This window comes from Pseudomonas sp. KU43P (assembly GCF_033095865.1).
Classification (GTDB): Bacteria; Pseudomonadota; Gammaproteobacteria; order Pseudomonadales; family Pseudomonadaceae; genus Aquipseudomonas.
Genome location: NZ_AP019365.1, coordinates 1,281,992 through 1,304,614, shown reverse-complemented (window position 1 = coordinate 1,304,614; position 22,623 = coordinate 1,281,992). Strand labels below are relative to the sequence as shown.

Sequence of the window (22,623 nt, the reverse complement as noted above, 5' to 3'; positions counted from 1 at the left end):
GGCAATAAACAACCTGCCGCGAAGTGGCGGCAGGTTCGCAATGCGAAGCTTTTATAGTCGACCCAGATCGTTGATCAGGGCGAGCAACATCACCCCTACGACCAAACTGATACCGATCTGGACCCCCCAACCTTGCACCCGATCCGACAGCGGACGACCGCGCGCCCACTCGACCAGGTAAAACAGCAAATGCCCCCCATCCAGTACAGGAATGGGCAGCAGGTTAAGAACCCCCAGGCTTATGCTCAGGTAGGCTAGGAAATTCAGGAAATCCCCCACGCCGGACTGGGCCGAAGCGCCCGCCACTTTAGCAATGGTTATCGGTCCGCTCAAGTTTTTTACCGAGAGCTCCCCGAACAGCATTTTCTTCAGCGATTCGAGGGTTAGTACACTCATGTTCCAGGTGCGCGAGAGGCCCTCGCCCACGGCATCCAGCGGGCCGTAGCTGACTTCGCGGAGCATGTTGGCAGGCCATTCGGCGCCTTTCACGCCAGCCCCCAGGTAACCACCGGAGGCCTTGCCTTCACCCTTGCGGGCAAGGGTTACCGGCACATCCAGGGTGGCGGCATCGCGCTCCACACGAATCACGACCTTGGCTTCGGGGCGCGCGCGCACGCTGTCGACCACCTGCTGCCAGTCATTGAGCACCACACCGTCCAAGGCCAGCAGCTTGTCACCGGTTTTCAGGCCGGCAGCGGCGGCTGGGCCCTTGGGATCGATCTCGGCCAGCACAGGTGCGACCGCAGGGCGCCATGGGCGCAGCCCAAGGGATTGGATCGGGTCGGGCTCGTCGGCCCCCTTGAGCCAGCTATCGAGCTTGATCGGCAGCTGGCGCTCGGCACTGGCGCCCTCGTCGCGCACGCCAACCTGCAAGGTGCCGCTCTCGCCCAGGCGGCGTACCAGTTGCAAGTTGACCGCCGACCAACCGCTGGTCGCCTTGCCATCGATGGATACAATTTCCTGGCCAGCCACCAGGCCCGCGGAGGCCGCCAGGCTACCCGACTCGACCGCGCCGATCACCGGGCGTATCTGCTGGGTGCCCAGCATCGCCAGCACCCAGAAGAAAAAGATGGCCAGCAGGAAGTTGGCAATCGGACCCGCGGCCACGATGGCAATTCGCTGGCGCACGGATTTGCGATTGAACGACTGATCGATCAGCGCGGGAGGTACTTCGCCTTCGCGCTCATCGAGCATCTTGACGTAGCCACCCAGGGGAATCGCCGCCACCACGAACTCGGTGCCGTGACGGTCGTGCCAGCGCAACAGCGGCGTACCAAAGCCCACGGAAAAACGCAGCACTTTCACACCGCAGCGGCGAGCCACCCAGAAGTGGCCGAATTCGTGGAACGTGACCAGTACACCCAGGGCCACCAGGGTGCCGATAATCATGTAGAGCGCAGTCATGTCTATCTCCGAATGACGTTCAGCGGAACCCCGGGCCGGCGATCAGCGGCCGTGGCGACGAAGCCACTCGCGGGACAGCTCGCGGGCGCGCTGGTCAACGGCAAACACCGTATCCAGCGAAGGTAGCGGCACCACAGGTTCCTGATCGAGCACCTGTTCGATCATACCCGCGATCTCCGGGAAGCGGATACGCCGCTGGAGAAATGCCTCGACTGCAACCTCGTTGGCCGCATTGAGCACCGCCGGCGCACTATTGCCCGCTTCGGCTGCGTGCCGCGCCAGGCGCAGGCATGGAAAACGTTGTTCATCAGGGGCCTGGAAATCCAGTCGGGCAATGGCGAACAGATCGAGCGGGGCGACTCCGGAATCGATCCGCTCAGGCCAGGCCAGGGCGTTGGCGATGGGCGTGCGCATGTCGGGATTACCCAGCTGGGCCAATACCGAGCCGTCAACATAATCGACCAGGGAATGGATCACGCTCTGGGGGTGCACCACCACCTCGACCTTGGCCGGCGCCGCATCGAACAGCCAGCAGGCCTCGATAAGCTCCAGACCTTTGTTCATCATGCTGGCGGAGTCCACCGAGATCTTGCGACCCATGGACCAGTTCGGGTGCGCACAGGCCTGCTCTGGCGTGACGTCGGCCAATGCCGCCTGCGGCGTTTCGCGAAACGGCCCGCCCGAGGCGGTCAGCAGGATGCGGCGTACGCCCACCTGGCTCAGGCCACGACCATAGTCGCCGGGCAGGCACTGGAAGATCGCGTTGTGTTCGCTGTCGATGGGCAGCAGTACCGCCCCACTCCGGCGCACCGCATCCATGAACAGCGCACCGGACATCACCAGCGCTTCCTTGTTGGCCAGCAATACCTTCTTGCCGGCCTGCACAGCCGCCAAGGTCGGACGCAAGCCTGCGGCGCCGACGATGGCAGCCATCACCGCATCCACCTCAGGTGCAGCGGCCACTTCGCAGAGCCCTGCTTCACCTTCCAGGACGTCGGTATCACAACCGGCCGCCAAAAGGCCTTCACGCAGGCGCAAAGCCGCCTCGGCATTCGGCACCACGGCGAAAGCCGGACGATGCCGCACACACAGGGCCAGCAATTCATCGACGCGCGAATAACCACTCAGGGCGAACACCTGGTAGCGCTCAGGGTGACGGGCAATCACATCCAGGGTGCTCAGGCCGATCGACCCGGTCGCCCCCAGAACGGTTATGCGCTGCAAGCCACTCACATCACACCCCATTCGGCCGCCCACAGCAGCACCGCGAACAAGGGGATGGCGGCCGTCAGGCTGTCGATGCGATCAAGCACGCCACCGTGCCCCGGCAGCAGATTGCTGCTGTCCTTGATCCCGGAGCGGCGCTTGAACATGCTCTCGGTCAGGTCACCGACCACCGAAGCCATCACCACCAGCGCCGCGCCCAGCAGCCCCAGCAGGATCTGGCCGACACCCCAGTCGCGGCTGATGCCGACCACCAGGGTTATCACCAGGCTGACCGCCAGGCCGCCATATACACCTTCCCAGCTCTTGCCGGGGCTGACCAGCGGCGCCAGCTTGCGCTTGCCGAAGGCCCGACCGGAGAAATAGGCACCGATATCGGCCGCCCAGACCAGCACCATGACCGACAGAATCAACCAGTTGCCCAGCTGCCAGTGCTTGAGCAGTACCAGCCCTTGCCAAGCCGGCAGCAAAATCAGAAGGCCGATCAGCAGGCGGCAGGCGGCGCTGGCCCAGAGTTCGCTGCTACGCGGATAGGTAAGCACCAGCCAGGTGGCCAGCCCCCACCAGATCACCGAAGCTCCGAGCACCCAAGGCGCGAGGTCCGGCATGAGATAGAGCAGCATCAGCGCTCCGGCGACCACTGCGGCATAGGCAATGCGCAGCGGCTGGGCCATCAGGCCGGCCAGGCGCGCCCACTCCCAGGCGCCCAAGGTCACCACGAAGCCGATGAACAAGGCGAAATCCCCCCCTTCGAGCAGGAAGAAGCCACCCAGCGCGATCGGCAGCAGGATCAGCGCGGTAATGATGCGTTGTTTAAGCATTAAGCACGAGCTCCAGCCTCGACCTGCTCGCTTGTCTTACCAAAGCGGCGCTGGCGCGAAGCGAAATCGGCCAGGGCATTGCGCATGGCCTCGTGTTTGAAGTCCGGCCAGTACAGGTCGGAGAAGTACAGTTCGGCGTAGGCCAACTGCCACAGCAGGAAGTTGCTGATGCGGTGCTCGCCACCGGTGCGGATGCACAGGTCGGGCAACGGCAGCTCGCCCGTGGCCAGGCAGGTCTGCAACAGGCCTGGGGTGATGTCGTCCGGGCGCAGGTGCCCGGCCTGAACCTCACGCGCCAGGCGCTGGGCAGCCTGGGCAATATCCCACTGGCCACCATAGTTGGCGGCGATCTGCAGGATGAAGCGATTATTGCCCGCAGTCAGGGCCTCGGCTTCGCGCATGGCAGCCTGCAGCTCTGGATGGAAACGCGAGCGGTCGCCGATGATGCGCAGGCTGATGTTGTTCTCGTTGAGGCGCTTGGCCTCACGGCGCAGGGCCGAGAAGAACAGCTCCATCAACGCTCCAACTTCTTCGGCCGGGCGCTGCCAGTTCTCGCTGGAGAACGCGAACAGGGTCAGCACCTCGACGCCGGATTTTGCGCAGACTTCGATAACCGCACGCACGGCGTCCACACCCGCCTTGTGCCCGGCAACGCCGGGCAACAGGCGCTTCTTCGCCCAGCGATTGTTGCCATCCATGATGATCGCGACGTGACGCGGCACCGAGGACGGTGCCGCCAGCTTGGTCTTTTCCATTAAAAAACCTCGGCCTTAGACGGCCAACAGGTCCTTTTCCTTGGCTTTGAACGCAGCGTCGATTTCGGCGACGAACTTGTCGGTCAGCTTCTGGATTTCATCAGCGGCGCGACGCTCTTCGTCCTCGCTGATTGCCTTGTCCTTGGTCAGCTTCTTGAGCTCGGCCAATGCGTCACGGCGCACGTTGCGCACGGCAACCTTGGCATCCTCGGCAACGCCGCTGGCCTGCTTGGTGTAGCCCTTGCGGGTTTCCTCGGTCAGGGCTGGCATCGGTACACGGATGGTAGTACCGGCGCTGGACGGATTCAGGCCGAGATCGGAAGTCAGGATAGCCTTCTCGATGGCAGCGCTGAGGTTCTTGTCGTGGGCGACGATCTTCAGGGTGCGGGCATCCTCGACGGTGATCGCAGCTACCTGATTCAGCGGCATCTCGCTACCCCAGGCCGTGACCTTGACGCTGTCCAGGATGCTTGGGTGGGCGCGACCGGTGCGAATGGACGCCAGGTTGCGGCCCAGCGCCTCGATGGACTTGCCCATGCGATCCTGGGCGTCTTTCTTGATGTCGTTGATCATGCTTGACCTTCCTCGATCAGAGTACCTTCAGCGCCACCCACCACGATGTTCAGCAGGGCGCCAGGTTTGTTCATGTTGAAAACCCGCAATGGCATCTTGTGGTCACGGCACAGGCAGATTGCGGTCAGGTCCATGACGCCGAGCTTGCGATCCAGAACCTCATCGTAGGTCAGGTGATCGAACTTCTCGGCATGTGGATCCTTGAATGGATCGGCAGTGTACACACCATCGACCTTGGTCGCCTTCAATACCACGTCGGCATCGATTTCGATGGCGCGCAGGCAGGCTGCGGAGTCGGTGGTGAAGAACGGGTTGCCGGTACCGGCGGAGAAAATTACCACATCCCCGGAGTTGAGGTGGCGAATAGCTTTGCGACGATCGTAATGATCGGTGACACCAACCATGGAAATGGCCGACATGACCAGGGCCGGGATGTTCGAGCGCTCCAGCGCATCGCGCATGGCCAGGCCGTTCATCACGGTGGCCAGCATGCCCATGTGGTCACCGGTGACGCGGTCCATGCCGGCTGCGCTGAGCGCGGCGCCGCGGAACAGGTTGCCACCACCGATCACCAGGCCGACCTGGACACCGATACCTACCAACTGGCCCACTTCAAGGGCCATGCGATCGAGCACCTTCGGATCGATACCGAAGTCTTCCGAGCCCATCAGGGCCTCGCCGCTAAGTTTGAGCAAAATGCGTTTATAGCGAGGTTGGCGACCACTCACCTGCTGAGCCATTGCGAGTCTCTCCTGCGGCGTACTTTTAGAAAATTCGTGCGGGCTGTTTTCAGCCTGCTAACTGTAGCGTGGCACCGTTTTGGTGCCAGCGGAGACGGGCCGGATAAACCCTTCTCCGTTTTGACAAAGAGGCTGCGCGCGTGAGCGGGCAGCCTCTTTGGGGCGACAGACGGGGCTGTCTTACTGCTTGGCAGCAGCTACCTGAGCGGCAACTTCAGCAGCGAAGTCGTCGACTGGCTTCTCGATGCCTTCGCCAACCTTGAAGTAGGTGAAGGAAACGATTTCAGCACCGGCTTTCTTGGCCAGTTCGCCAACCTTGACTTCCGGGTTCATGACGAAAGCCTGCTCTTTCAGCGAGGCTTCGGCCTTGAACTTGGTGATACGGCCGTTGATCATGTTCTCAACGATGTTTTCCGGCTTGCCGGCGATCTTGTCGGCGTTCAGCTGCAGGAAGACGTTCTTCTCACGCTCGATAGCCTCGGCGGAGATTTCCGACGCATCCAGGAACTCTGGGTTCGACGCTGCAACGTGCATGGCGATGTTTTTGGCCAGCTCGACGTCGCCGCCTTTCAGGACAACGACAGCACCGATCTTGTTGCCGTGCAGGTAGGCGCCGACAACGTCGCCTTCAACGCGCGCCAGGCGACGGATGTTGACGTTTTCGCCGCACTTGGCAACCAGGGCTTCACGAGCTGCTTCACGCGAAGCGATCAGCGGAGCTGCGTCGGTCAGCTTCTGGGCGAAGGCTTCTTCGAGGCTTTCAGCCACGAAGTTCTTGAAGTCGTCTTGCAGGGCCAGGAAGTCGGTCTGCGAGTTCACTTCCAGCAGGACGGCAGATTTACCGTCGGTCTTGACGGCGATAGCGCCTTCAGCAGCGACGTTGCCAGCCTTTTTGGCGGCCTTGATGGCGCCCGAGGCACGCATGTCGTCAATGGCTTTCTCGATGTCGCCGCCGGCCTTTTCCAGGGCCTTTTTGCAATCCATCATGCCTTCGCCGGTACGCTCGCGCAGTTCTTTCACCAGCGCTGCAGTAATTGCTGCCATTTCAAAATCCTCTTGGAAAGTTTTTCAACCATTCCACCCGCTCATCACGGGCGTTCAATTCTGCAAATCCGCTGTTTTTGATCCAGCCGGCCCATGATGCGGGGCGCATGCTGACAGCAGGATTTCAAGGTGGCAAAAAGGGGGCAGAGCCCCCTTTTCGCGTGCCAAGTAGACGCTAGCGCCTATTACTCAGCAGCTGGTGCAGCCGCTTCTTCAGCGTAGACTTCGGTGCCGCCAGCAACGTTGTTGCGGCCGCGGATGACGGCGTCAGCCATCGAAGTCATGTACAGCTCGATAGCGCGAATGGCGTCATCGTTACCTGGGATAACGAAGTCAACGCCTTCTGGGCTGCTGTTGGTATCGACAACGCCGATGACCGGGATGCCCAGCTTGTTGGCTTCGGTGATAGCAATGCGCTCGTGGTCAACGTCGATCACGAACAGGGCATCAGGCAGGCCGCCCATGTCCTTGATACCACCCAGGCTGCGATCCAGTTTTTCCAGGTCGCGGGAACGCATCAGGGCTTCTTTCTTGGTCAGCTTGGCGAAGGTGCCATCGTCGGCCTGGGTTTCCAGGTCGCGCAGACGCTTGATCGAAGCACGGATGGTTTTGTAGTTGGTCAGCATGCCGCCCAACCAACGGTGGTCAACGTATGGCGAACCGCAACGAGCAGCTTGCTCGGCGACGATCTTGCCGGCGGAACGCTTGGTGCCGACGAACAGGATCTTGTTCTTGCCCTGGGCCAGGCGCTCTACGAACGACAGAGCGTCGTTGAACATCGGCAGGGTTTTTTCCAGGTTGATGATGTGGATCTTGTTACGCGCGCCGAAAATGAACTTGCCCATTTTCGGGTTCCAGTAACGGGTCTGGTGGCCGAAGTGCACACCGGCCTTCAGCATATCGCGCATGTTGACTTGGGACATGATAGTTCCTTGATAAGTCGGGTTGGGCCTCCACGTATCCCAATGACCAACCCATGCACCCGAACCGAAGTTCGAAGGTACCGGGCACCCAGGTCATCGTGTCGACACGTGTGTGGGTTTAGGGCTACCGGGGTCGTCCCCGAAAGCGGCGCATTTTATACCACAGACCGCGGGCGAACGGAACCCGGATAAAGATGCGTCCGTCAGCGGTTTTTGCAGCACCCCGCCAAAGAGGCCAGAATGGACCCATGGCAGGCAGCTTTTCGGACATGGGCGGCGCTTGGCGCCCCATCGCCGGCAAGCCGGCTCCCACAATGATAACGCGATCGGCGTGGGAGCCGGCTTGCCGGCGATGGACTGCGCAGCAGCCCCAATTCTCTAGCCGTATCCCGACCGATCGGCGCCCTGCTCTGCTAGAATCCGGCCTTTCCCGTTTGTTCGCGCCGTGCACGGCGCCGTAGAGAGCCTGTAATGACCGTCACCATCAAGACCGCAGAAGACATCGAGAAGATGCGCATCGCCGGCCGCCTGGCCGCCGAAGTGCTGGAGATGATCGAAGAACACGTCAAGCCCGGTGTTACCACCGAAGCGCTCGACCGCATCTGTCATGACTACATCGTCAACGTTCAGCAGGCGATTCCGGCGCCGCTCAACTACAAAGGCTACCCCAAGTCGATCTGTACCTCGATCAACCACGTGGTCTGCCACGGCATCCCCAATGACAAGCCACTCAAGGATGGTGACACGCTCAACATCGACATCACCGTGATCAAGGACGGCTACCACGGCGACACCAGCCGCATGTTCCACGTCGGCACCGTGCCCGTATGGGCCGAGCGCCTGTCCAAGGTCACCCAAGAGTGCATGTACAAGGCCATCGAGCTGGTCAAGCCGGGCTGCCGCCTGGGCGATATCGGTGAAGTGATCCAGAAGCATGCCGAAAAGAACGGTTTCTCGGTGGTGCGCGAGTTCTGCGGCCACGGCATCGGCAAGGTGTTCCACGAAGAGCCGCAGATCCTTCACTACGGCAAGGCCGGCACCGGCATGGAACTCAAGGAAGGCATGACCTTCACCATCGAGCCGATGATCAACCAGGGCAAGGCCGACACCAAGGTGCTGGGCGATGGCTGGACCGCCATCACCAAGGACCGCAAGCTCTCCGCCCAGTGGGAACACACCCTGGTGGTGACTGCGACCGGCTACGAGATCTTCACCCTGCGCAAGGACGACACCATCGCGCGCACTTCGGCCTGATTACGCCGCTGACTCTGCCCCAAGGCCACCCTACGACAGGAACGCGACGCGATGCCCCAAGTGGATCCCGAGCTGTTCGACCGCGGCCAGTTCCAGGCGGAACTGGCCCTCAAGGCGAGCCCCATCGCCGCCTTCAAGAAAGCCATCCGCCAGGCCGGCGAAGTGCTCGACAAGCGTTTTCGCGAGGGCCGCGAAATCCGTCGCCTGATCGAGGACCGCGCCTGGCTCGTCGACAACATCCTGCAACAGGCCTGGAAGCAATTCGACTGGGGCGACCCTAGCGGTATCGCCCTGATCGCCGTCGGTGGCTACGGACGTGGCGAACTGCACCCGCACTCGGACATCGACCTGCTGATTCTGCTCGGTGCCGCCGAGCACGAGCAGTACCGCGACGCCATCGAGCGGTTTCTCACCCTGCTCTGGGACATCGGCCTGGAAGTCGGTCAGAGCGTGCGCACCGTGGATGAATGTGCCGAACAGGCTCGGGCCGACCTGACCGTCATCACCAACATGATGGAAAGCCGCACCATCGCCGGCCCCGAAGCTTTGCGCCAGCGAATGCTGGACGTCACCAGCACGGCACATATGTGGCCGAGCAAGGAGTTCTTCCTGGCCAAGCGTGCCGAACTCAAGGCCCGCCACCACAAATACAACGACACCGAATACAACCTCGAACCCAACGTCAAAGGTTCACCCGGCGGCCTGCGTGACATCCAGACGGTGCTCTGGGTGGCGCGCCGCCAGTACGGCACACTCAACCTGCATGCGCTGGCGGGCGAAGGTTTCCTGCTGGAAAGCGAAAACGAGTTGCTGGCCTCCTCCCAGGATTTCCTGTGGAAAGTGCGCTACGCCTTGCACATGCTCGCCGGGCGCGCCGAGGACCGCTTGCTGTTCGACCACCAGCGCAGTATCGCCGCCCTGCTCGGCTACAGCGACGAGAACCCCAAGCGCGCCATCGAACAGTTCATGCAGCAGTACTACCGGGTGGTGATGAGCATCAGCCAGCTCTGCGACCTGATCATCCAGCACTTCGAGGAAGTCATCCTCGCCGATGACGACAGCGGCACCACCCAGCCACTGAACGCCCGCTTTCGCCTGCATGACGGCTATATAGAAGCGGTCAGGCCGAACGTGTTCAAGCGCACGCCGTTCGCCATGCTGGAGATCTTCGTGCTGATGGCCCAGCACCCGGAAATCAAGGGCGTGCGGGCCGACACCGTGCGCCTGCTGCGCGAACACCGGCACCTGATCGATGACACCTTCCGTCACGACATTCGCAATACCAGCCTGTTCATCGAGCTGTTCAAGTGCGAGATCGGTATCCATCGCAACCTGCGGCGGATGAACCGCTACGGCATACTCGGGCGCTACCTGCCGGAGTTCGGCCTGATCGTCGGGCAGATGCAGCACGACCTGTTCCACATTTATACGGTCGACGCGCACACCCTCAATCTCATCAAGCACCTGCGCAAGCTGCAATACACACCAGTTTCAGAAAAATTCCCGCTGGCCAGCAAACTCATGGGCCGCCTGCCCAAGCCCGAGCTGATCTACCTGGCCGGCCTGTACCACGACATTGGCAAGGGCCGCCAGGGTGACCACTCGGACATCGGCGCGGTGGACGCGCAGAAATTCTGCGAACGCCATCAGCTCCCTGCCTGGGACAGCCGGCTGATCGTCTGGCTGGTACAGAACCACCTGGTGATGTCCACCACCGCCCAGCGCAAGGACCTTTCCGACCCGCAGGTGATCAACGACTTCGCCCTGCACGTGGGGGATGAAATACGCCTGGACTACCTCTATGTGCTGACCGTGGCCGACATCAACGCCACCAATCCCAGCCTGTGGAACTCCTGGCGGGCCAGCCTGCTGCGCCAGCTCTATACCGAGACCAAGCGTGCCCTGCGCCGCGGCCTGGAAAACCCGCTGGACCGTGAAGAGCAGATCCGCCAGACCCAGAGCGCTGCGCTGGACATCCTGATCCGCGAAGGCACCGACCCGGACGACGTCGAGCAGCTCTGGTCGCAACTGGGCGACGATTACTTCCTCAAGCACACCGCTGCCGACGTTGCCTGGCACAGTGATGCCATTCTGCAGCAGCCGGCCGATGGCGGGCCGCTGGTACTGATCAAGGAAACCACTCAGCGCGAGTTCGAGGGCGGCACGCAGATCTTCATTTATGCTCCCGACCAGCACGACTTCTTCGCCGTGACAGTGGCGGCCATGTCGCAGCTCAATCTGAACATCCATGACGCGCGGATCATCACCTCAAGCAGCCAGTTCACCCTCGATACCTATATCGTGCTGGACAACGACGGCGGCTCGATCGGCGACAACCCGCAGCGGGTCAAGCAGATTCGCGACGGGCTGACTGAAGCGCTGCGCAACCCCGAGGACTACCCGACCATCATCCAGCGTCGGGTGCCGCGCCAGCTCAAGCACTTCAATTTCCCGCCGCAGGTCACCATCCTCAACGATGCCCAGCGGCCAGTAACCATCCTCGAGATCACCGCACCAGATCGCCCGGGCCTGCTGGCAAGGCTGGGGCGCATCTTCCTCGAGTTCGACCTGTCGCTGCAGAACGCCAAGATCGCCACCCTCGGCGAGCGCGTCGAGGACGTGTTCTTCATCACCGACGCCGACAACCAGCCGCTGTCCGATCCGCAACTGTGCAGCCGCCTGCAGGAGGCCATCGTGCAGCAATTGCAGGCTGGCCAGGCCAGCGAAGCCAGCCCGAACCGCGTGACCTTTTAACGATTAGACGATTGACGAGACCTTGCGCCGATGAACCACGCCTTGACCCAGCTCCAGCCCTACCCGTTCGAGAAACTCCGCGCCCTGCTGGGCAGCGTGAAGCCGGCGGCAGACAAACGCGCCATCGCCCTGTCGATCGGGGAACCGAAGCACGAATCGCCGGCCTTCGTCGCAAAGGCCATGGCTGACAACCTCGACAAGCTCGCCGTATACCCCAGCACCCTGGGCCTACCGGCCTTGCGCCAGGCCATCGGCCAGTGGTGCGAGCGCCGCTTCGGCGTACCTGCTGGCTGGCTGGATGCAGACCGCCATATCCTGCCGGTCAACGGTACCCGTGAAGCCCTGTTCGCCTTCACCCAGGCCGTGGTCAACCGTGCCGATGATGGCCTTGTGGTAAGCCCCAATCCCTTCTACCAGATCTACGAAGGCGCGGCCCTGCTCGCCGGCGCCACGCCGCACTACCTGCCGTGCCTGGAAAGCAATGGTTTCAACCCCGACTTCGATGCGGTGCCGGCCGACGTCTGGCAGCGCTGCCAGATCCTGTTCTTGTGCTCGCCGGGCAACCCCACCGGTGCGCTGGTGCCGATGGACACCCTGAAAAAGCTGATCGCGCTGGCCGACGAGCATGACTTCGTGATCGCCGCCGATGAGTGCTACAGCGAGCTGTACTTCGACGAAGACGCGCCACCACCGGGCCTGCTGAGTGCTTGCGCGGAGCTGGGGCGCAGCGACTTCAAGCGTTGCGTGGTGTTCCACAGCCTGTCCAAGCGCTCCAACCTGCCAGGCCTGCGTTCAGGCTTCGTCGCCGGTGACGCCGAGATCATCAAGCCGTTCCTGCTGTACCGCACCTACCACGGCTGCGCGATGCCGGTGCAAACCCAGCTGGCCAGCGTCGCTGCCTGGCAGGACGAAGCCCATGTGCGGGCCAACCGCGACCAGTACCGGGCCAAGTACGACGCCGTGCTGGACATCCTGCAGCCGGTAATGGACGTGCAGCGACCGGACGGCAGCTTCTACCTGTGGGCCAAGGTGCCAGGTTGTGATGCTGACTTCACAAGGGATCTGTTCGAAGCACAGCACGTGACCGTGGTGCCCGGTTCGTACTTGTCCCGCGAAGTGGATGGGGTCAATCCAGGTGCAGGGCGAGTGCGCATGGCACTGGTTGCGCCATTGGCCGAATGTATCGAGGCCGCCGGGCGGATTCGCGAATTCCTGAGCCGCTGACAGGCAAAGGGGCGGACAAGGAGGCGACACCTGCCTTGAGCAGGCAGGTGTCCCGGATAGAAAACGTGGTTGCGTTGTACTTATTCAGCACCGCATAAACCCACCACTTGCGAGACTCAGCTTCCTTTATTCGAGCTGGAGAATCTCGATGGACCTGCCTCACTATCACCGCTGCCACCGCCAGATAGACCCACAACTGTCCTATGAACTGGCTATTAATGAAAACCCACGCAACGCTACTGCCTCCACTGGAGGTCATGGTAAGCGTGGAGTCGCGGGTTCCAGGTGCCTTTGGCAACCCGGCAGAACGCTTTGGATTTCGTTTGTCGGCGCCCCAGACCGAAACCTCAAAATGGCGATTTTCGAACTGGCCAGCCAATGGACGGACCTGTCAGAAGCCAATATCGAGTTCGACCTGGCCGAAAACAATGACCTGAGGGCACAGATCAGAATACTGACCGAAACTCAATCCTTGTATAGCGAAAGCGCTATCGGTACCGATTCACTCGCCCCTACCGAGGCCTCCATGGTGCTGAACGTCAAGCCAGACCACAAAGACTTCCAGGCCATAGTTCTCCATGAATTTGGCCACGCACTGGGAATGGATCACGAGCATCAGCACCCCGAAGCAAACATCCCGTGGAATGAACCTGCTTTGCGCCTGTACCACGAAATGCTCGGTTGGTCAGACCATGAAATTGACCACAACTTTTTCAACAAACGCACCGAGGACATGATCAAAACCGCCTACGACCCTACCTCAATCATGCATTACTCGGTGCCGAAGGCCTGGACCTGGGGCGAAGAAATCGGCATCAACCACGAACTCAGCGAGAAAGACCTTGAGTTCATGCGTCTGGCGTACCCGCATGGCTGACCGCCCTACCTGACCGAGCCCAGATTTGCTTCGCTCAAGTCCAGCTCTCCCAACACCTGACGCACAACTTCGTCGCCTACCAGGTGCTGACGGTGCAGATTGTACAACTCCAAACGCTGCGCCCTCAGCGCCCGTAGGCGCAAACGCCGCTCCAGCAAGTCCATCTGCTCGGCCAGCGCCCTCGCCTCAGCCGTGTCGTTGTAACTGTCGAGTTCGTCCCGGTACTCGGCCATCAACCTGGCCTTGAGTTCGGTGGCCATCGTCGCCTGCGCCGCATCCTGGGGTGCACTGGCGTCAATCACCTCTTCGGCCTCCAGGGCATGAATCGCCGCCTCCACCGTACGCCGCCAAGCTTCCAGCACTTCCTGATGCAACCGCTCATCGGGGGTTCTGGTCACGCCGCGCAGCAGGAACGGCAGCGCGATGCAGGCACTGATCAGCGACAGCAGAATGACGCCGGCGGCAATGAAGATCAGCAAGTCCCGCTCGGGAAACGCCGTGCCCGCACTGATCAACAGCGGCACCGACATCACACCGGCCAAGGTCACCGCCCCGCGCACGCCACCCAAGGTCAGCAACCAGCACGAGCGGGCCGTGGGCATCAGCACCAGGGCCGGTTTGCCCCGCCACCGGCGGACCACGCCGATTGCACGCCAGATACTCTGTACCCAGATGAAGCGCAGCAGGATAAGCGCTGCGAAGATCGCCAGCACATCCAGGCAACGCCAGGCCAGGGTCGGCCACACTGTGGCTTCATGGCTGACCACCGCCTTGATGATATCCGGCAGTTGCAGCCCCAGGAGCAGGAAGATCAGGCCGTTGAACGCAAACTCCAGCAGCGACCAGACGCTGCGATTGAGCAGGCGAGTGCTGGTTTGACGCGGCAGCAGGTCGAGCCAGCTCTGCATCATGCCGGCCGCCACCGCCGAGAGGATGCCGGAAACACCCAGCCGCTCCGCCAGCACATAAGCGGCAAACGGCAGCAGCAACATGAACACCACATGGGTGGCCGGGTCATCCCAGCCGCGGGCGATCATCCAGGCGCGCAGGCGGCCGATCAGCCAGCTCAAGGCCACCCCCACCGCCAGGCCGCCCAGGGCGACCAGGACGAAATTGAAGCTGGCGTCGGCCAGCGAGAAGGCCCCGGTGATCGCCGCAGCCAGGGCGAACTTGAAGGTCACCAGGCCCGAGGCGTCGTTCATCAACGCCTCGCCCTGCAGCATGTGCATCAGCGGCGTCGGCAAACGGTCCTGGGTGATGGCAGACACCGCCACCGCATCGGTCGGCGAAAGCACTGCTGCCAGTGCGAAGGCCACCGGCAGAGGGATGGTCGGCAGCAGCCAGTGAATGAAATAGCCCGCTCCCACCACGGTGAACAGCACCAGCCCCACGGCCAACGCCACGACCGGACCACGGATGCGCCACAGCTCGCGCTTAGGCATGCGCCAGCCGTCGGCGAACAACAGCGGCGGCAGGAACAAAAAGAGGAACAGCTCAGGATCCAGGGCAACATGCAGGCCAAGGGTTGGCCATGCCAGCAAGGCACCGGCACCGATCTGCACCAGCGGCAAGGGCAGCGGAATGACCCGCCCGACCAGTTTCGACAGGCTTACCAGCGTCAGCAGGATGAGGACGGTATAGGCGGACTGCATCCGTGAAAGCTTCCTTTGTGAACCAAAAACTACAACCGGGCGAAACATCGCCATTGAAACAATATGTTAGCGGTGTGATGGGAAATGCGACCGCTGCACGATAGTCGCAGGTGAAGAATCAATGTGTAACACAATGATACTGACCTCGGATTTCGGCAGGAGCCGAAGGCTGACAACCCTGCGCCGACAGGCAACGCCACGTTGCAACAAATGCTGAAGCGGATTTATCCGCGATGCGCCGCGAGGGCGGGTCTCGATGTGCGAAACATGGCGAATCCCAAGCAGAGCAATCTGTGCCCCACACCCGTGGCGCCGAAAGAATCGATCCCGCATAATCCCGCGACTGACTATCAGACAGGGAGAGATTGGGGAAACTTTTGACCCCAATGCACACAATGACCCATACGCTCTACGGCATAAAAGCCTGTGACACCATGAAAAAAGCGCGCACCTGGCTCGAAGACCAGGCCATCGCCTACGAATTCCATGACTACAAGACTCAAGGCATCGACCGCGACAGCCTGAACCGCTGGTGCGACGAGCACGGCTGGGAAGTCATCCTGAACCGTGCCGGCACCACCTTCCGCAAGCTCGACGACGCCAGCAAGGCCGACCTCGACCAGGCCAAGGCCGTGGAACTGATGCTGGCCCAGCCGTCGATGATCAAGCGCCCGGTGCTCGACCTGGGCGAGCGCACGCTGGTCGGGTTCAAGCCCGATCTTTACGCCGCCGCGCTGGCCTGAGCCCCTACCCTATTTCGCACGAGGTAATCACATGTCCAATTCCCTGTTCAGCCTGGCCTTCGGCGTCGGCTCCCAGAACCGCCAGGGCACCTGGCTTGAAGTCTTCTACGCACAACCGCTGCTCAACCCGAGCGCCGAGCTGGTTGCCGCTGTAGCCCCGATCCTGAGTTACCAAGGTGGCAACCAGGCCATCGCCTTCAGCAATGCCCAAGCCGCCCAGCTGGCCGAAGCCCTGAAAGGCGTCGATGCCGCCCAGGCCGCCCTGCTGACCCGCCTGGCCGAAAGCCACAAGCCACTGGTCGCCACCCTGCTGGCCGAAGACGCAGCCCTGACCTCCACCCCGGAGGCCTACCTCAAGCTGCACCTGCTGTCGCACCGCCTGGTCAAGCCACACGGCCTGAGCCTGGCTGGCATCTTCCCGCTGCTGCCGAACGTGGCCTGGACCAACCAGGGCGCCGTCGACCTGAGCGAACTGGCCGAGCTGCAACTGGAAGCACGCCTGAAGGGCGAGCTGCTGGAGGTATTCTCGGTGGACAAGTTCCCGAAGATGACCGACTACGTTGTCCCGGCCGGCGTGCGTATCGCCGACACCGCCCGTGTGCGCCTGGGTGCCTACATCGGCGAAGGCACCACCATCATGCACGAAGGCTTCGTCAACTTTAACGCCGGCACCGAAGGCCCAGGCATGATCGAAGGCCGCGTCTCGGCTGGCGTATTCGTCGGCAAGGGTTCGGACCTGGGCGGCGGCTGCTCGACCATGGGCACCCTGTCCGGTGGCGGCAACATCGTCATCAAGGTCGGCGAAGGCTGCCTGATCGGCGCCAACGCCGGTATCGGCATCCCGCTGGGCGATCGCAACACCGTCGAAGCTGGCCTGTACATCACCGCCGGCACCAAAGTGAACCTGCTCGACGAGAACAACGAGCTGGTCAAGGTGGTCAAGGCCCGTGACCTGGCCGGCCAGACCGACCTGCTGTTCCGCCGCAACTCGCTCAACGGCGCCGTCGAGTGCAAGACGCACAAGTCGGCGATCGAGCTGAACGAGGCGCTGCACGCCCACAACTGAGAACTCCCTGCGGGTTCGAAGTGTTAAGATCGGGTCTGGCGCACTCACGCCAGACCCGATTTTCATTCCAGGCCCCGTGATCATGTTCCAGCCCTCCCCCTGGCGTGCCGACTTCCCCGCCATCGCCGCCCTGCAACGGCAGCACCAGACCTACCTGGACAGCGCCGCCACCACCCAGAAGCCCCAGGCCTTGCTCCATGCCCTGAGCCATTACTACGGCCATGGCGCGGCCAACGTGCACCGTGCCCAGCACTTGCCGGGTGCCCTGGCGACCCAGGCGTTCGAAACCAGCCGCGACAAGGTTGCCGCCTGGCTCAATGCGCAGCAGTCGCAGCAGATCGTTTTCACCCACGGCGCCACCTCGGCCCTGAACCTGTTGGCCTTTGGCTTGGAACACCGCTTCGAGGCGGGCGACGAAATCGCCATCAGCGCCCTGGAGCACCACGCCAACCTGCTGCCCTGGCAGCAACTGGCCCGGCGTCGCGGCTTGCGCCTGGTGGTGCTGCCGCTGGACGCCCATGGCCGTATCGACCTGGAGCAAGCGCTGCAATTGATCGGCCCACGCACTCGGCTGGTTGCGCTCAGCCAGCTGTCCAATGTGCTGGGTACCTGGCAGCCATTGCCCCCGTTGCTGGCACATGCCCGCGCCCAGGGTGCGCTGACCGTGGTCGATGGTGCCCAGGGCGTGGTACATGGCCGTCATGATGTGCAGCAACTGGGCTGCGACTTCTATGTGTTCTCCAGCCACAAGCTGTACGGGCCCGATGGTGTCGGCGTGCTGTATGGCCGCAGCCAGGCGCTGGAGCTTTTGCGTCACTGGCAGTTCGGCGGTGAGATGGTGCAACTGGCCGACTACCAGAGCGCCAGCTTCCGCCCGGCACCGCTGGGCTTCGAGGCTGGCACCCCAGCGATTGCCGGCGTGATCGGCCTGGGCGCGACTCTCGACTACCTGGCCTGCCTGGACGCCCCGGCCGTAGAGGCCCACGAAGCACACCTGCATCAAGCGCTGCTGCGCGGGCTGGCAGACCGCGAGGGTGTGCATGTGCTTGGTACACCGCAAAGCGCCCTGGCCAGTTTTGTCATCGAGGGCGTGCACAACGCGGATATCGCGCACCTGTTGACCGAACAAGGTATTGCCGTGCGTGCGGGGCATCACTGTGCCATGCCGCTGCTCAAGGGCCTGGGGCTGGAAGGGGCGATCCGCGTGTCGCTGGCGCTGTATAACGACAGCGATGACCTGCAGCGGTTCTTCGAGGCGCTCGATCAGGGCCTGGAGCTGCTGCGATGAGTTTGCCAGCAGAGGCCCTTGAAGCACTGTCTCGTTTCGAGGCAGCCCGCGGCTGGGAACAACGTGCGCGGCTGCTGATGCAGATGGGCGATACCCTGGAGCCGCTCAGCGATGCAGAAAGGTCCGAAGACAATCGCGTGCATGGCTGTGAAAGCCTGGTGTGGTTGGTAGCTGAGCAGCGCGAAGGCCAATGGCGGTTCAAGGCCAGCAGTGATGCGCGGCTGTTGCGCGGATTGCTGGCGTTGCTGTTGGTAAGAGTGCAGGGGTTGTCCAGCATTGAACTGGCTGGGCTGGATCTACAGGACTGGTTTACCCAGCTTGGGCTGGAACGCCAGCTATCACCCTCGCGAAGCAACGGGCTGCATGCCGTATTGCAGCGTATGGCCGAATTAACTCGACATCTGCAGTGACGCTCCAGCCGGTGCCCCCCCTTACCCTGTGGGAGCCGGCTTGCCGGCGATAGGGCCCTGACTGCCAGCCCGAGGCGACTGTCATGCCTGGGATCATCAGCTGCCCGCTTCTGCCTGCACTGGCCTCATCGCCGGCAAGCCCGCTCCCACCGGGATGGCCAGGCGATAGGGCTATTGAGCCTTCACCCGCTCCGACGGCCGACGAGCACCGGCAACCAGTTTCTCCACGGTCTTGCTCGCCGCGACCATGCCAAAGGTCGCGGTCACCATCATCACCGCGCCAAAGCCCCCCGCGCAGTCCAGGCGCACGCCTTCGCCAACGAAGCTCTTCTGCAGGCAAACGCTGCCATCCCCTTTGGGATAACGCAGCTGCTCACTGGAAAACACGCACGGCACACCGTAGTTACGGCTGACATTGCGCGAGAAGTTGTAGTCACGGCGCAAGGTCGAACGCACCCGCGACGCCAGTGGGTCATTGAACGTCTTGTTGAGATCGCCGATCTGAATCTGCGTCGGGTCGATCTGCCCGCCCGCACCGCCTGTGGTGACGATGGCGATCTTGCGCCGCCGGCACCAGGCGATCAGAGCCGCCTTGGCCATCACGCTGTCAATGCAGTCGATGACCGCATCGAGGTTTTCGGTAATGTATTCGGCCATGGTGTCGCGGGTAACGAAATCGGCCACCGCATGCACCGTGCACGCCGGGTTGATCGCCCGCAGGCGCTCGGCCATCACCTCGACCTTGAGTCGGCCGACCTGGCCGTCCAGCGCATGGGCCTGGCGGTTGGTGTTGCTGACGCAGACATCATCGAGGTCGAACAGGGTGATTTCACCTACCCCACTGCGCGCCAGAGCCTCGGCCGCCCACGAGCCAACCCCGCCGATACCGACGACCGCCACGTGGGCCTGGCTCAAGCGTTGCAGGCCTTCGTCGCCGTAAAGCCGGGCGACGCCGGCAAAGCGTGGATCTTCTGTGCTCATGTTGCTTCCCCGAAACTCGATACCGCCAAAAAAAGCGGCGCGCATTATAGGCCAGAGGCTGCCATCAGCTCCATCGTTAGGAAAGAGCCTACCAATACTGCTTTAATGTCCTATCACCTGGACAGAACTGGATCACAATGTCTTCACGCAAATTCGGCCTCAACCTGGTGGTTGTGCTGGCCATCGCTGCCTTGTTTACCGGGTTCTGGGCACTGGTCAACCGCCCGGTTTCCGCGCCTGCCTGGCCGGAGCAGATCTCAGGGTTCTCGTACTCGCCGTTTCGCCTGGGAGAAAGCCCGCAAAAGGGCCAGTACCCAAGCGATGACGAGATGCGCCAGGACCTGGAACAGATGAACAAGCTGACCGACAGCATCCGCATCTATACCGTCGAAGGTACACAGGCGGAAATTCCGCGTCTGGCCGAAGAGTTCGGCTTGCGTGTGACCTTGGGCATCTGGATCGGCACCGACCTGGAGCGCAACGAGCGCGAGATCGCCAAAGGCATCGAACTGGCCAATAACTCGCGCAGCGTGGTGCGCGTGGTGGTGGGCAACGAGGCCCTGTTCCGCGAGGAAGTCACCCCCGAAGCCCTGATCCAGTACCTGGACCGGGTACGAGCCGCCGTCAAGGTGCCGGTAACCACCAGCGAGCAGTGGCACATCTGGAAAGAGCATCCGGAGCTGGCCAAGCACGTCGATCTGATCGCCGCGCACATCCTGCCCTACTGGGAATTCGTACCGATGAAAGACTCGGTGGCGTTCGTGCTCGACCGGGCCCGCGAATTGAAGCAGCAGTTCCCGCGCAAGCCCTTGCTGTTGTCTGAAGTGGGCTGGCCGAGCAATGGCCGCATGCGCGGCGGTGCCGATGCCACCCAAGCCGATCAGGCCATCTATCTGCGCACCCTGGTCAACACCCTCAACCGCCGTGGCTACAACTACTTCGTCATCGAAGCCTATGACCAGCCATGGAAGGCCAGTGACGAAGGCTCGGTGGGCGCCTACTGGGGGGTGTTCAACGCCGAGCGCCAGCAGAAATTCAACTTCGACGGGCCGGTGGTCGCGATCCCACAATGGCGAGCCCTGGCGGTCGCCTCGGTGGTGCTGGCGATGATCGCCCTGACCGTGCTGCTGATCGATGGATCGGCCCTGCGCCAACGGGGGCGAACCTTCCTTACCTTCATTACCTTCCTCTGTGGATCGGTGCTGGTGTGGATCGGCTACGACTACAGCCAGCAGTACAGCACCTGGTTCAGCCTCACGGTCGGGGTGTTGCTGGCGCTGGGCGCGTTGGGCGTGTTCATCGTGCTGCTGACCGAAGCCCACGAACTGGCCGAGGCGGTGTGGATCCACAAACGCCGCCGCGAATTCCTGCCAGTGCAAGGCGACAGCGCCTACCGGCCGAAGGTCTCGGTGCATGTGCCGTGCTACAACGAGCCGCCGGAAATGGTCAAACAGACCTTGGATGCTCTGGCTGCCCTGGACTACCCGGATTATGAAGTGCTGGTGATCGACAACAACACCAAGGACCCGGCCGTGTGGGAGCCCCTCAAGGCCCACTGCGAAAAGCTCGGCGAGCGCTTCAAGTTCTTCCACGTCGCGCCCCTGGCCGGCTTCAAGGGCGGAGCGCTGAACTACCTGATCCCGCACACCGCCAAGGATGCCGAAGTGATCGCGGTGATCGACTCGGACTACTGCGTCGACCGCAACTGGCTCAAGCACATGGTGCCGCACTTCGCCGACCCGAAAATCGCCGTGGTGCAGTCACCGCAGGACTACCGCGACCAACACGAGAGTGCCTTCAAGAAGCTGTGCTACAGCGAATACAAGGGCTTCTTCCATATCGGCATGGTCACCCGCAACGACCGCGACGCGATCATCCAGCATGGCACCATGACCATGACCCGGCGCACGGTGCTCGAAGAGCTGGGCTGGGCGCAGTGGTGCATCTGCGAGGACGCCGAACTGGGCCTGCGCGTATTCGAGAAAGGGCTGTCGGCTGCCTACGCCCACAACAGCTATGGCAAGGGCCTGATGCCCGACACCTTCATCGACTTCAAGAAGCAGCGCTTCCGCTGGGCCTATGGCGCCATCCAGATCATCAAGCACCATGCCGCCGCCCTGCTGCGCGGCAAGGGCAGCGAGCTGACCCGGGGCCAGCGCTATCACTTCCTGGCCGGCTGGCTGCCCTGGATTGCCGATGGCATGAACATCTTCTTCACCGTGGGCGCCTTGTTGTGGTCGGCGGCGATGATCATCGTGCCTCACCGGGTCGATCCACCGCTGATGATTTTCGCCATTCCGCCGCTGGCGCTGTTCTTCTTCAAGGTGGGCAAGATCATCTTCCTGTACCGCCGTGCGGTGGGGGTCAACCTCAAGGACGCCTTCGCGGCAGCGCTGGCCGGGCTGGCGTTGTCGCACACGATCGCCAAGGCCGTGCTTTACGGGGTCTTCACCAGCAGCATGCCGTTCTTCCGCACACCGAAAAACGCCGACAGCCATGGGGTACTGGTGGCAATTTCCGAAGCGCGGGAAGAGCTGTTCATCATGCTGCTGCTGTGGGGCGCTGCGGCCGGGATCTACCTGGTGCAAGGGCTGCCGAGTTCGGACATGCGCTTTTGGGTGGTGATGCTGCTGGTGCAGTCGTTGCCCTACCTTGCGGCATTGGTGATGGCGCTGTTGTCGTCGCTGCCCAAGCCTGCGGCCAAGGTGGCAGAAGCGCAGGAAGCCTGAGACTGTTGGGGGCCGCTGTGCGCCCCAATCACCGGCAAGCCGGCTCCCACAGGAGGTCAGCGCAGTACATGTGGGAGCCGGTTTGCCGGCGATTGGGGCGCACAGCGGCCCCTTTGCCCGTGCCGAACCCCCTCGCTTGATATAAGATAACGCCCCTCGTT

The 22,623-nt window shown here is 62.3% G+C and carries 19 protein-coding genes; 9 read left to right on the top strand and 10 right to left on the bottom strand.

The annotated features are described in order from the left end of the window. Nucleotides 1-51: 51 nt before the first annotated feature. The 8 genes from rseP to rpsB all read right to left on the bottom strand — a co-directional run bounded on the left by rseP (nucleotide 52) and on the right by rpsB (nucleotide 7,484). Nucleotides 52-1,404 carry an RIP metalloprotease RseP gene (rseP, locus tag KU43P_RS05855; RefSeq protein ID WP_317661471.1) on the bottom strand — a complete coding sequence of 451 codons (1,353 nt, stop codon included), beginning with the start codon at nucleotides 1,402-1,404 and terminating at the stop codon, nucleotides 52-54. A 42-nt stretch (nucleotides 1,405-1,446) separates the two neighbouring features. Then, on the bottom strand, nucleotides 1,447-2,637 hold the full coding sequence (ispC, locus tag KU43P_RS05850; RefSeq protein WP_317661470.1) for a 1-deoxy-D-xylulose-5-phosphate reductoisomerase: 1,191 nt from the start codon (nucleotides 2,635-2,637) through the stop codon (nucleotides 1,447-1,449). Then, nucleotides 2,634-3,449 (bottom strand): phosphatidate cytidylyltransferase, encoded by an 816-nt coding sequence (locus KU43P_RS05845; protein ID WP_317661469.1) that lies wholly within the window; start codon nucleotides 3,447-3,449, stop codon nucleotides 2,634-2,636. The genes ispC and KU43P_RS05845 overlap by 4 nt, the downstream gene beginning before the upstream one ends. Next, nucleotides 3,449-4,204 (bottom strand): polyprenyl diphosphate synthase, encoded by a 756-nt coding sequence (gene uppS, locus KU43P_RS05840; RefSeq protein WP_286913891.1) that lies wholly within the window; start codon nucleotides 4,202-4,204, stop codon nucleotides 3,449-3,451. Before uppS ends, KU43P_RS05845 begins: the two co-directional genes overlap by 1 nt. A 15-nt stretch (nucleotides 4,205-4,219) precedes the next feature. Next, on the bottom strand, nucleotides 4,220-4,777 hold the full coding sequence (gene frr, locus KU43P_RS05835; RefSeq protein ID WP_317661468.1) for a ribosome recycling factor: 558 nt from the start codon (nucleotides 4,775-4,777) through the stop codon (nucleotides 4,220-4,222). After that, nucleotides 4,774-5,517 carry a UMP kinase gene (gene pyrH / locus KU43P_RS05830; protein WP_003252294.1) on the bottom strand — a complete coding sequence of 248 codons (744 nt, stop codon included), beginning with the start codon at nucleotides 5,515-5,517 and terminating at the stop codon, nucleotides 4,774-4,776. The genes frr and pyrH overlap by 4 nt, the downstream gene beginning before the upstream one ends. A 180-nt stretch (nucleotides 5,518-5,697) precedes the next feature. After that, nucleotides 5,698-6,561 (bottom strand): translation elongation factor Ts, encoded by an 864-nt coding sequence (gene tsf, locus KU43P_RS05825; protein ID WP_317661466.1) that lies wholly within the window; start codon nucleotides 6,559-6,561, stop codon nucleotides 5,698-5,700. 185 nt (nucleotides 6,562-6,746) lie between these two features. After that, nucleotides 6,747-7,484 (bottom strand): 30S ribosomal protein S2, encoded by a 738-nt coding sequence (gene rpsB / locus KU43P_RS05820; protein ID WP_176513532.1) that lies wholly within the window; start codon nucleotides 7,482-7,484, stop codon nucleotides 6,747-6,749. A 471-nt stretch (nucleotides 7,485-7,955) separates the two neighbouring features. Between rpsB and map the strand changes: the two genes are divergently transcribed. The 4 genes from map to KU43P_RS05800 all read left to right on the top strand — a co-directional run bounded on the left by map (nucleotide 7,956) and on the right by KU43P_RS05800 (nucleotide 13,593). Continuing rightward, nucleotides 7,956-8,738, top strand: coding sequence for a type I methionyl aminopeptidase (gene map, locus KU43P_RS05815; protein ID WP_317661463.1), 783 nt, complete (start codon nucleotides 7,956-7,958; stop codon nucleotides 8,736-8,738). A 51-nt stretch (nucleotides 8,739-8,789) separates the two neighbouring features. After that, on the top strand, nucleotides 8,790-11,492 hold the full coding sequence (locus KU43P_RS05810; protein ID WP_317661461.1) for a [protein-PII] uridylyltransferase: 2,703 nt from the start codon (nucleotides 8,790-8,792) through the stop codon (nucleotides 11,490-11,492). A gap of 30 nt (nucleotides 11,493-11,522) precedes the next feature. Further along, nucleotides 11,523-12,716, top strand: a complete 1,194-nt coding sequence (gene dapC, locus KU43P_RS05805; RefSeq protein WP_317661460.1) for a succinyldiaminopimelate transaminase — start codon at nucleotides 11,523-11,525, stop codon at nucleotides 12,714-12,716. A 148-nt stretch (nucleotides 12,717-12,864) separates the two neighbouring features. Beyond that, nucleotides 12,865-13,593 carry a M12 family metallopeptidase gene (locus KU43P_RS05800; RefSeq protein WP_317661459.1) on the top strand — a complete coding sequence of 243 codons (729 nt, stop codon included), beginning with the start codon at nucleotides 12,865-12,867 and terminating at the stop codon, nucleotides 13,591-13,593. 5 nt (nucleotides 13,594-13,598) lie between these two features. Here KU43P_RS05800 and KU43P_RS05795 read toward each other — a convergent pair whose 3' ends face one another. Beyond that, the gene (locus tag KU43P_RS05795) at nucleotides 13,599-15,245 is read right to left on the bottom strand and encodes a Na+/H+ antiporter (RefSeq protein ID WP_317661458.1); all 1,647 of its coding nucleotides are present in this window, start codon (nucleotides 15,243-15,245) and stop codon (nucleotides 13,599-13,601) included. Between the two features lie 395 nt (nucleotides 15,246-15,640). Between KU43P_RS05795 and KU43P_RS05790 the strand changes: the two genes are divergently transcribed. From KU43P_RS05790 to KU43P_RS05775, 4 genes are all read left to right on the top strand, one after another. After that, complete coding sequence (locus KU43P_RS05790) at nucleotides 15,641-15,988, top strand: ArsC family reductase (protein ID WP_317661457.1); 348 nt, start codon at nucleotides 15,641-15,643, stop codon at nucleotides 15,986-15,988. Between the two features lie 31 nt (nucleotides 15,989-16,019). Continuing rightward, nucleotides 16,020-17,054 (top strand): 2,3,4,5-tetrahydropyridine-2,6-dicarboxylate N-succinyltransferase, encoded by a 1,035-nt coding sequence (gene dapD / locus KU43P_RS05785; protein WP_317661456.1) that lies wholly within the window; start codon nucleotides 16,020-16,022, stop codon nucleotides 17,052-17,054. An 82-nt stretch (nucleotides 17,055-17,136) separates the two neighbouring features. After that, entirely contained in the window at nucleotides 17,137-18,342 is a 1,206-nt protein-coding gene (locus tag KU43P_RS05780; RefSeq protein ID WP_317661455.1) for an aminotransferase class V-fold PLP-dependent enzyme, read from the top strand. Next, nucleotides 18,339-18,752, top strand: coding sequence for a SufE family protein (locus tag KU43P_RS05775; RefSeq protein ID WP_317661454.1), 414 nt, complete (start codon nucleotides 18,339-18,341; stop codon nucleotides 18,750-18,752). The genes KU43P_RS05780 and KU43P_RS05775 overlap by 4 nt, the downstream gene beginning before the upstream one ends. A 171-nt stretch (nucleotides 18,753-18,923) precedes the next feature. On the opposite strand, the gene tcdA is transcribed toward KU43P_RS05775, so the two are convergent. Beyond that, entirely contained in the window at nucleotides 18,924-19,733 is an 810-nt protein-coding gene (tcdA, locus tag KU43P_RS05770) for a tRNA cyclic N6-threonylcarbamoyladenosine(37) synthase TcdA (protein WP_317661453.1), read from the bottom strand. Between the two features lie 137 nt (nucleotides 19,734-19,870). Here tcdA and KU43P_RS05765 point away from each other — a divergent pair, with 137 nt between their 5' ends. After that, nucleotides 19,871-22,462: a glycosyltransferase gene (locus KU43P_RS05765; RefSeq protein ID WP_317661452.1), complete on the top strand. Its 2,592-nt coding sequence runs from the start codon at nucleotides 19,871-19,873 to the stop codon at nucleotides 22,460-22,462. Nucleotides 22,463-22,623: the final 161 nt, after the last annotated feature.

Excerpts from the sequence above, each read along its gene's own strand:
- rpsB (WP_176513532.1), bottom strand. The coding sequence starts at position 7,484 with ATGTCCCAAGTCAACATGCGCGATATGCTGAAGGCCGGTGTGCACTTC.
- KU43P_RS05765 (WP_317661452.1), top strand. The coding sequence starts at position 19,871 with ATGTCTTCACGCAAATTCGGCCTCAACCTGGTGGTTGTGCTGGCCATC.
- KU43P_RS05780 (WP_317661455.1), top strand. The coding sequence starts at position 17,137 with ATGTTCCAGCCCTCCCCCTGGCGTGCCGACTTCCCCGCCATCGCCGCC.
- KU43P_RS05790 (WP_317661457.1), top strand. The coding sequence starts at position 15,641 with ATGACCCATACGCTCTACGGCATAAAAGCCTGTGACACCATGAAAAAA.
- dapD (WP_317661456.1), top strand. The coding sequence starts at position 16,020 with ATGTCCAATTCCCTGTTCAGCCTGGCCTTCGGCGTCGGCTCCCAGAAC.
- KU43P_RS05800 (WP_317661459.1), top strand. The coding sequence starts at position 12,865 with ATGGACCTGCCTCACTATCACCGCTGCCACCGCCAGATAGACCCACAA.
- tcdA (WP_317661453.1), bottom strand. The coding sequence starts at position 19,733 with ATGAGCACAGAAGATCCACGCTTTGCCGGCGTCGCCCGGCTTTACGGC.
- KU43P_RS05845 (WP_317661469.1), bottom strand. The coding sequence starts at position 3,449 with ATGCTTAAACAACGCATCATTACCGCGCTGATCCTGCTGCCGATCGCG.
- KU43P_RS05810 (WP_317661461.1), top strand. The coding sequence starts at position 8,790 with ATGCCCCAAGTGGATCCCGAGCTGTTCGACCGCGGCCAGTTCCAGGCG.
- uppS (WP_286913891.1), bottom strand. The coding sequence starts at position 4,204 with ATGGAAAAGACCAAGCTGGCGGCACCGTCCTCGGTGCCGCGTCACGTC.
- rseP (WP_317661471.1), bottom strand. The coding sequence starts at position 1,404 with ATGACTGCGCTCTACATGATTATCGGCACCCTGGTGGCCCTGGGTGTA.
- KU43P_RS05795 (WP_317661458.1), bottom strand. The coding sequence starts at position 15,245 with ATGCAGTCCGCCTATACCGTCCTCATCCTGCTGACGCTGGTAAGCCTG.
- map (WP_317661463.1), top strand. The coding sequence starts at position 7,956 with ATGACCGTCACCATCAAGACCGCAGAAGACATCGAGAAGATGCGCATC.
- pyrH (WP_003252294.1), bottom strand. The coding sequence starts at position 5,517 with ATGGCTCAGCAGGTGAGTGGTCGCCAACCTCGCTATAAACGCATTTTG.
- tsf (WP_317661466.1), bottom strand. The coding sequence starts at position 6,561 with ATGGCAGCAATTACTGCAGCGCTGGTGAAAGAACTGCGCGAGCGTACC.
- KU43P_RS05775 (WP_317661454.1), top strand. The coding sequence starts at position 18,339 with ATGAGTTTGCCAGCAGAGGCCCTTGAAGCACTGTCTCGTTTCGAGGCA.
- frr (WP_317661468.1), bottom strand. The coding sequence starts at position 4,777 with ATGATCAACGACATCAAGAAAGACGCCCAGGATCGCATGGGCAAGTCC.
- dapC (WP_317661460.1), top strand. The coding sequence starts at position 11,523 with ATGAACCACGCCTTGACCCAGCTCCAGCCCTACCCGTTCGAGAAACTC.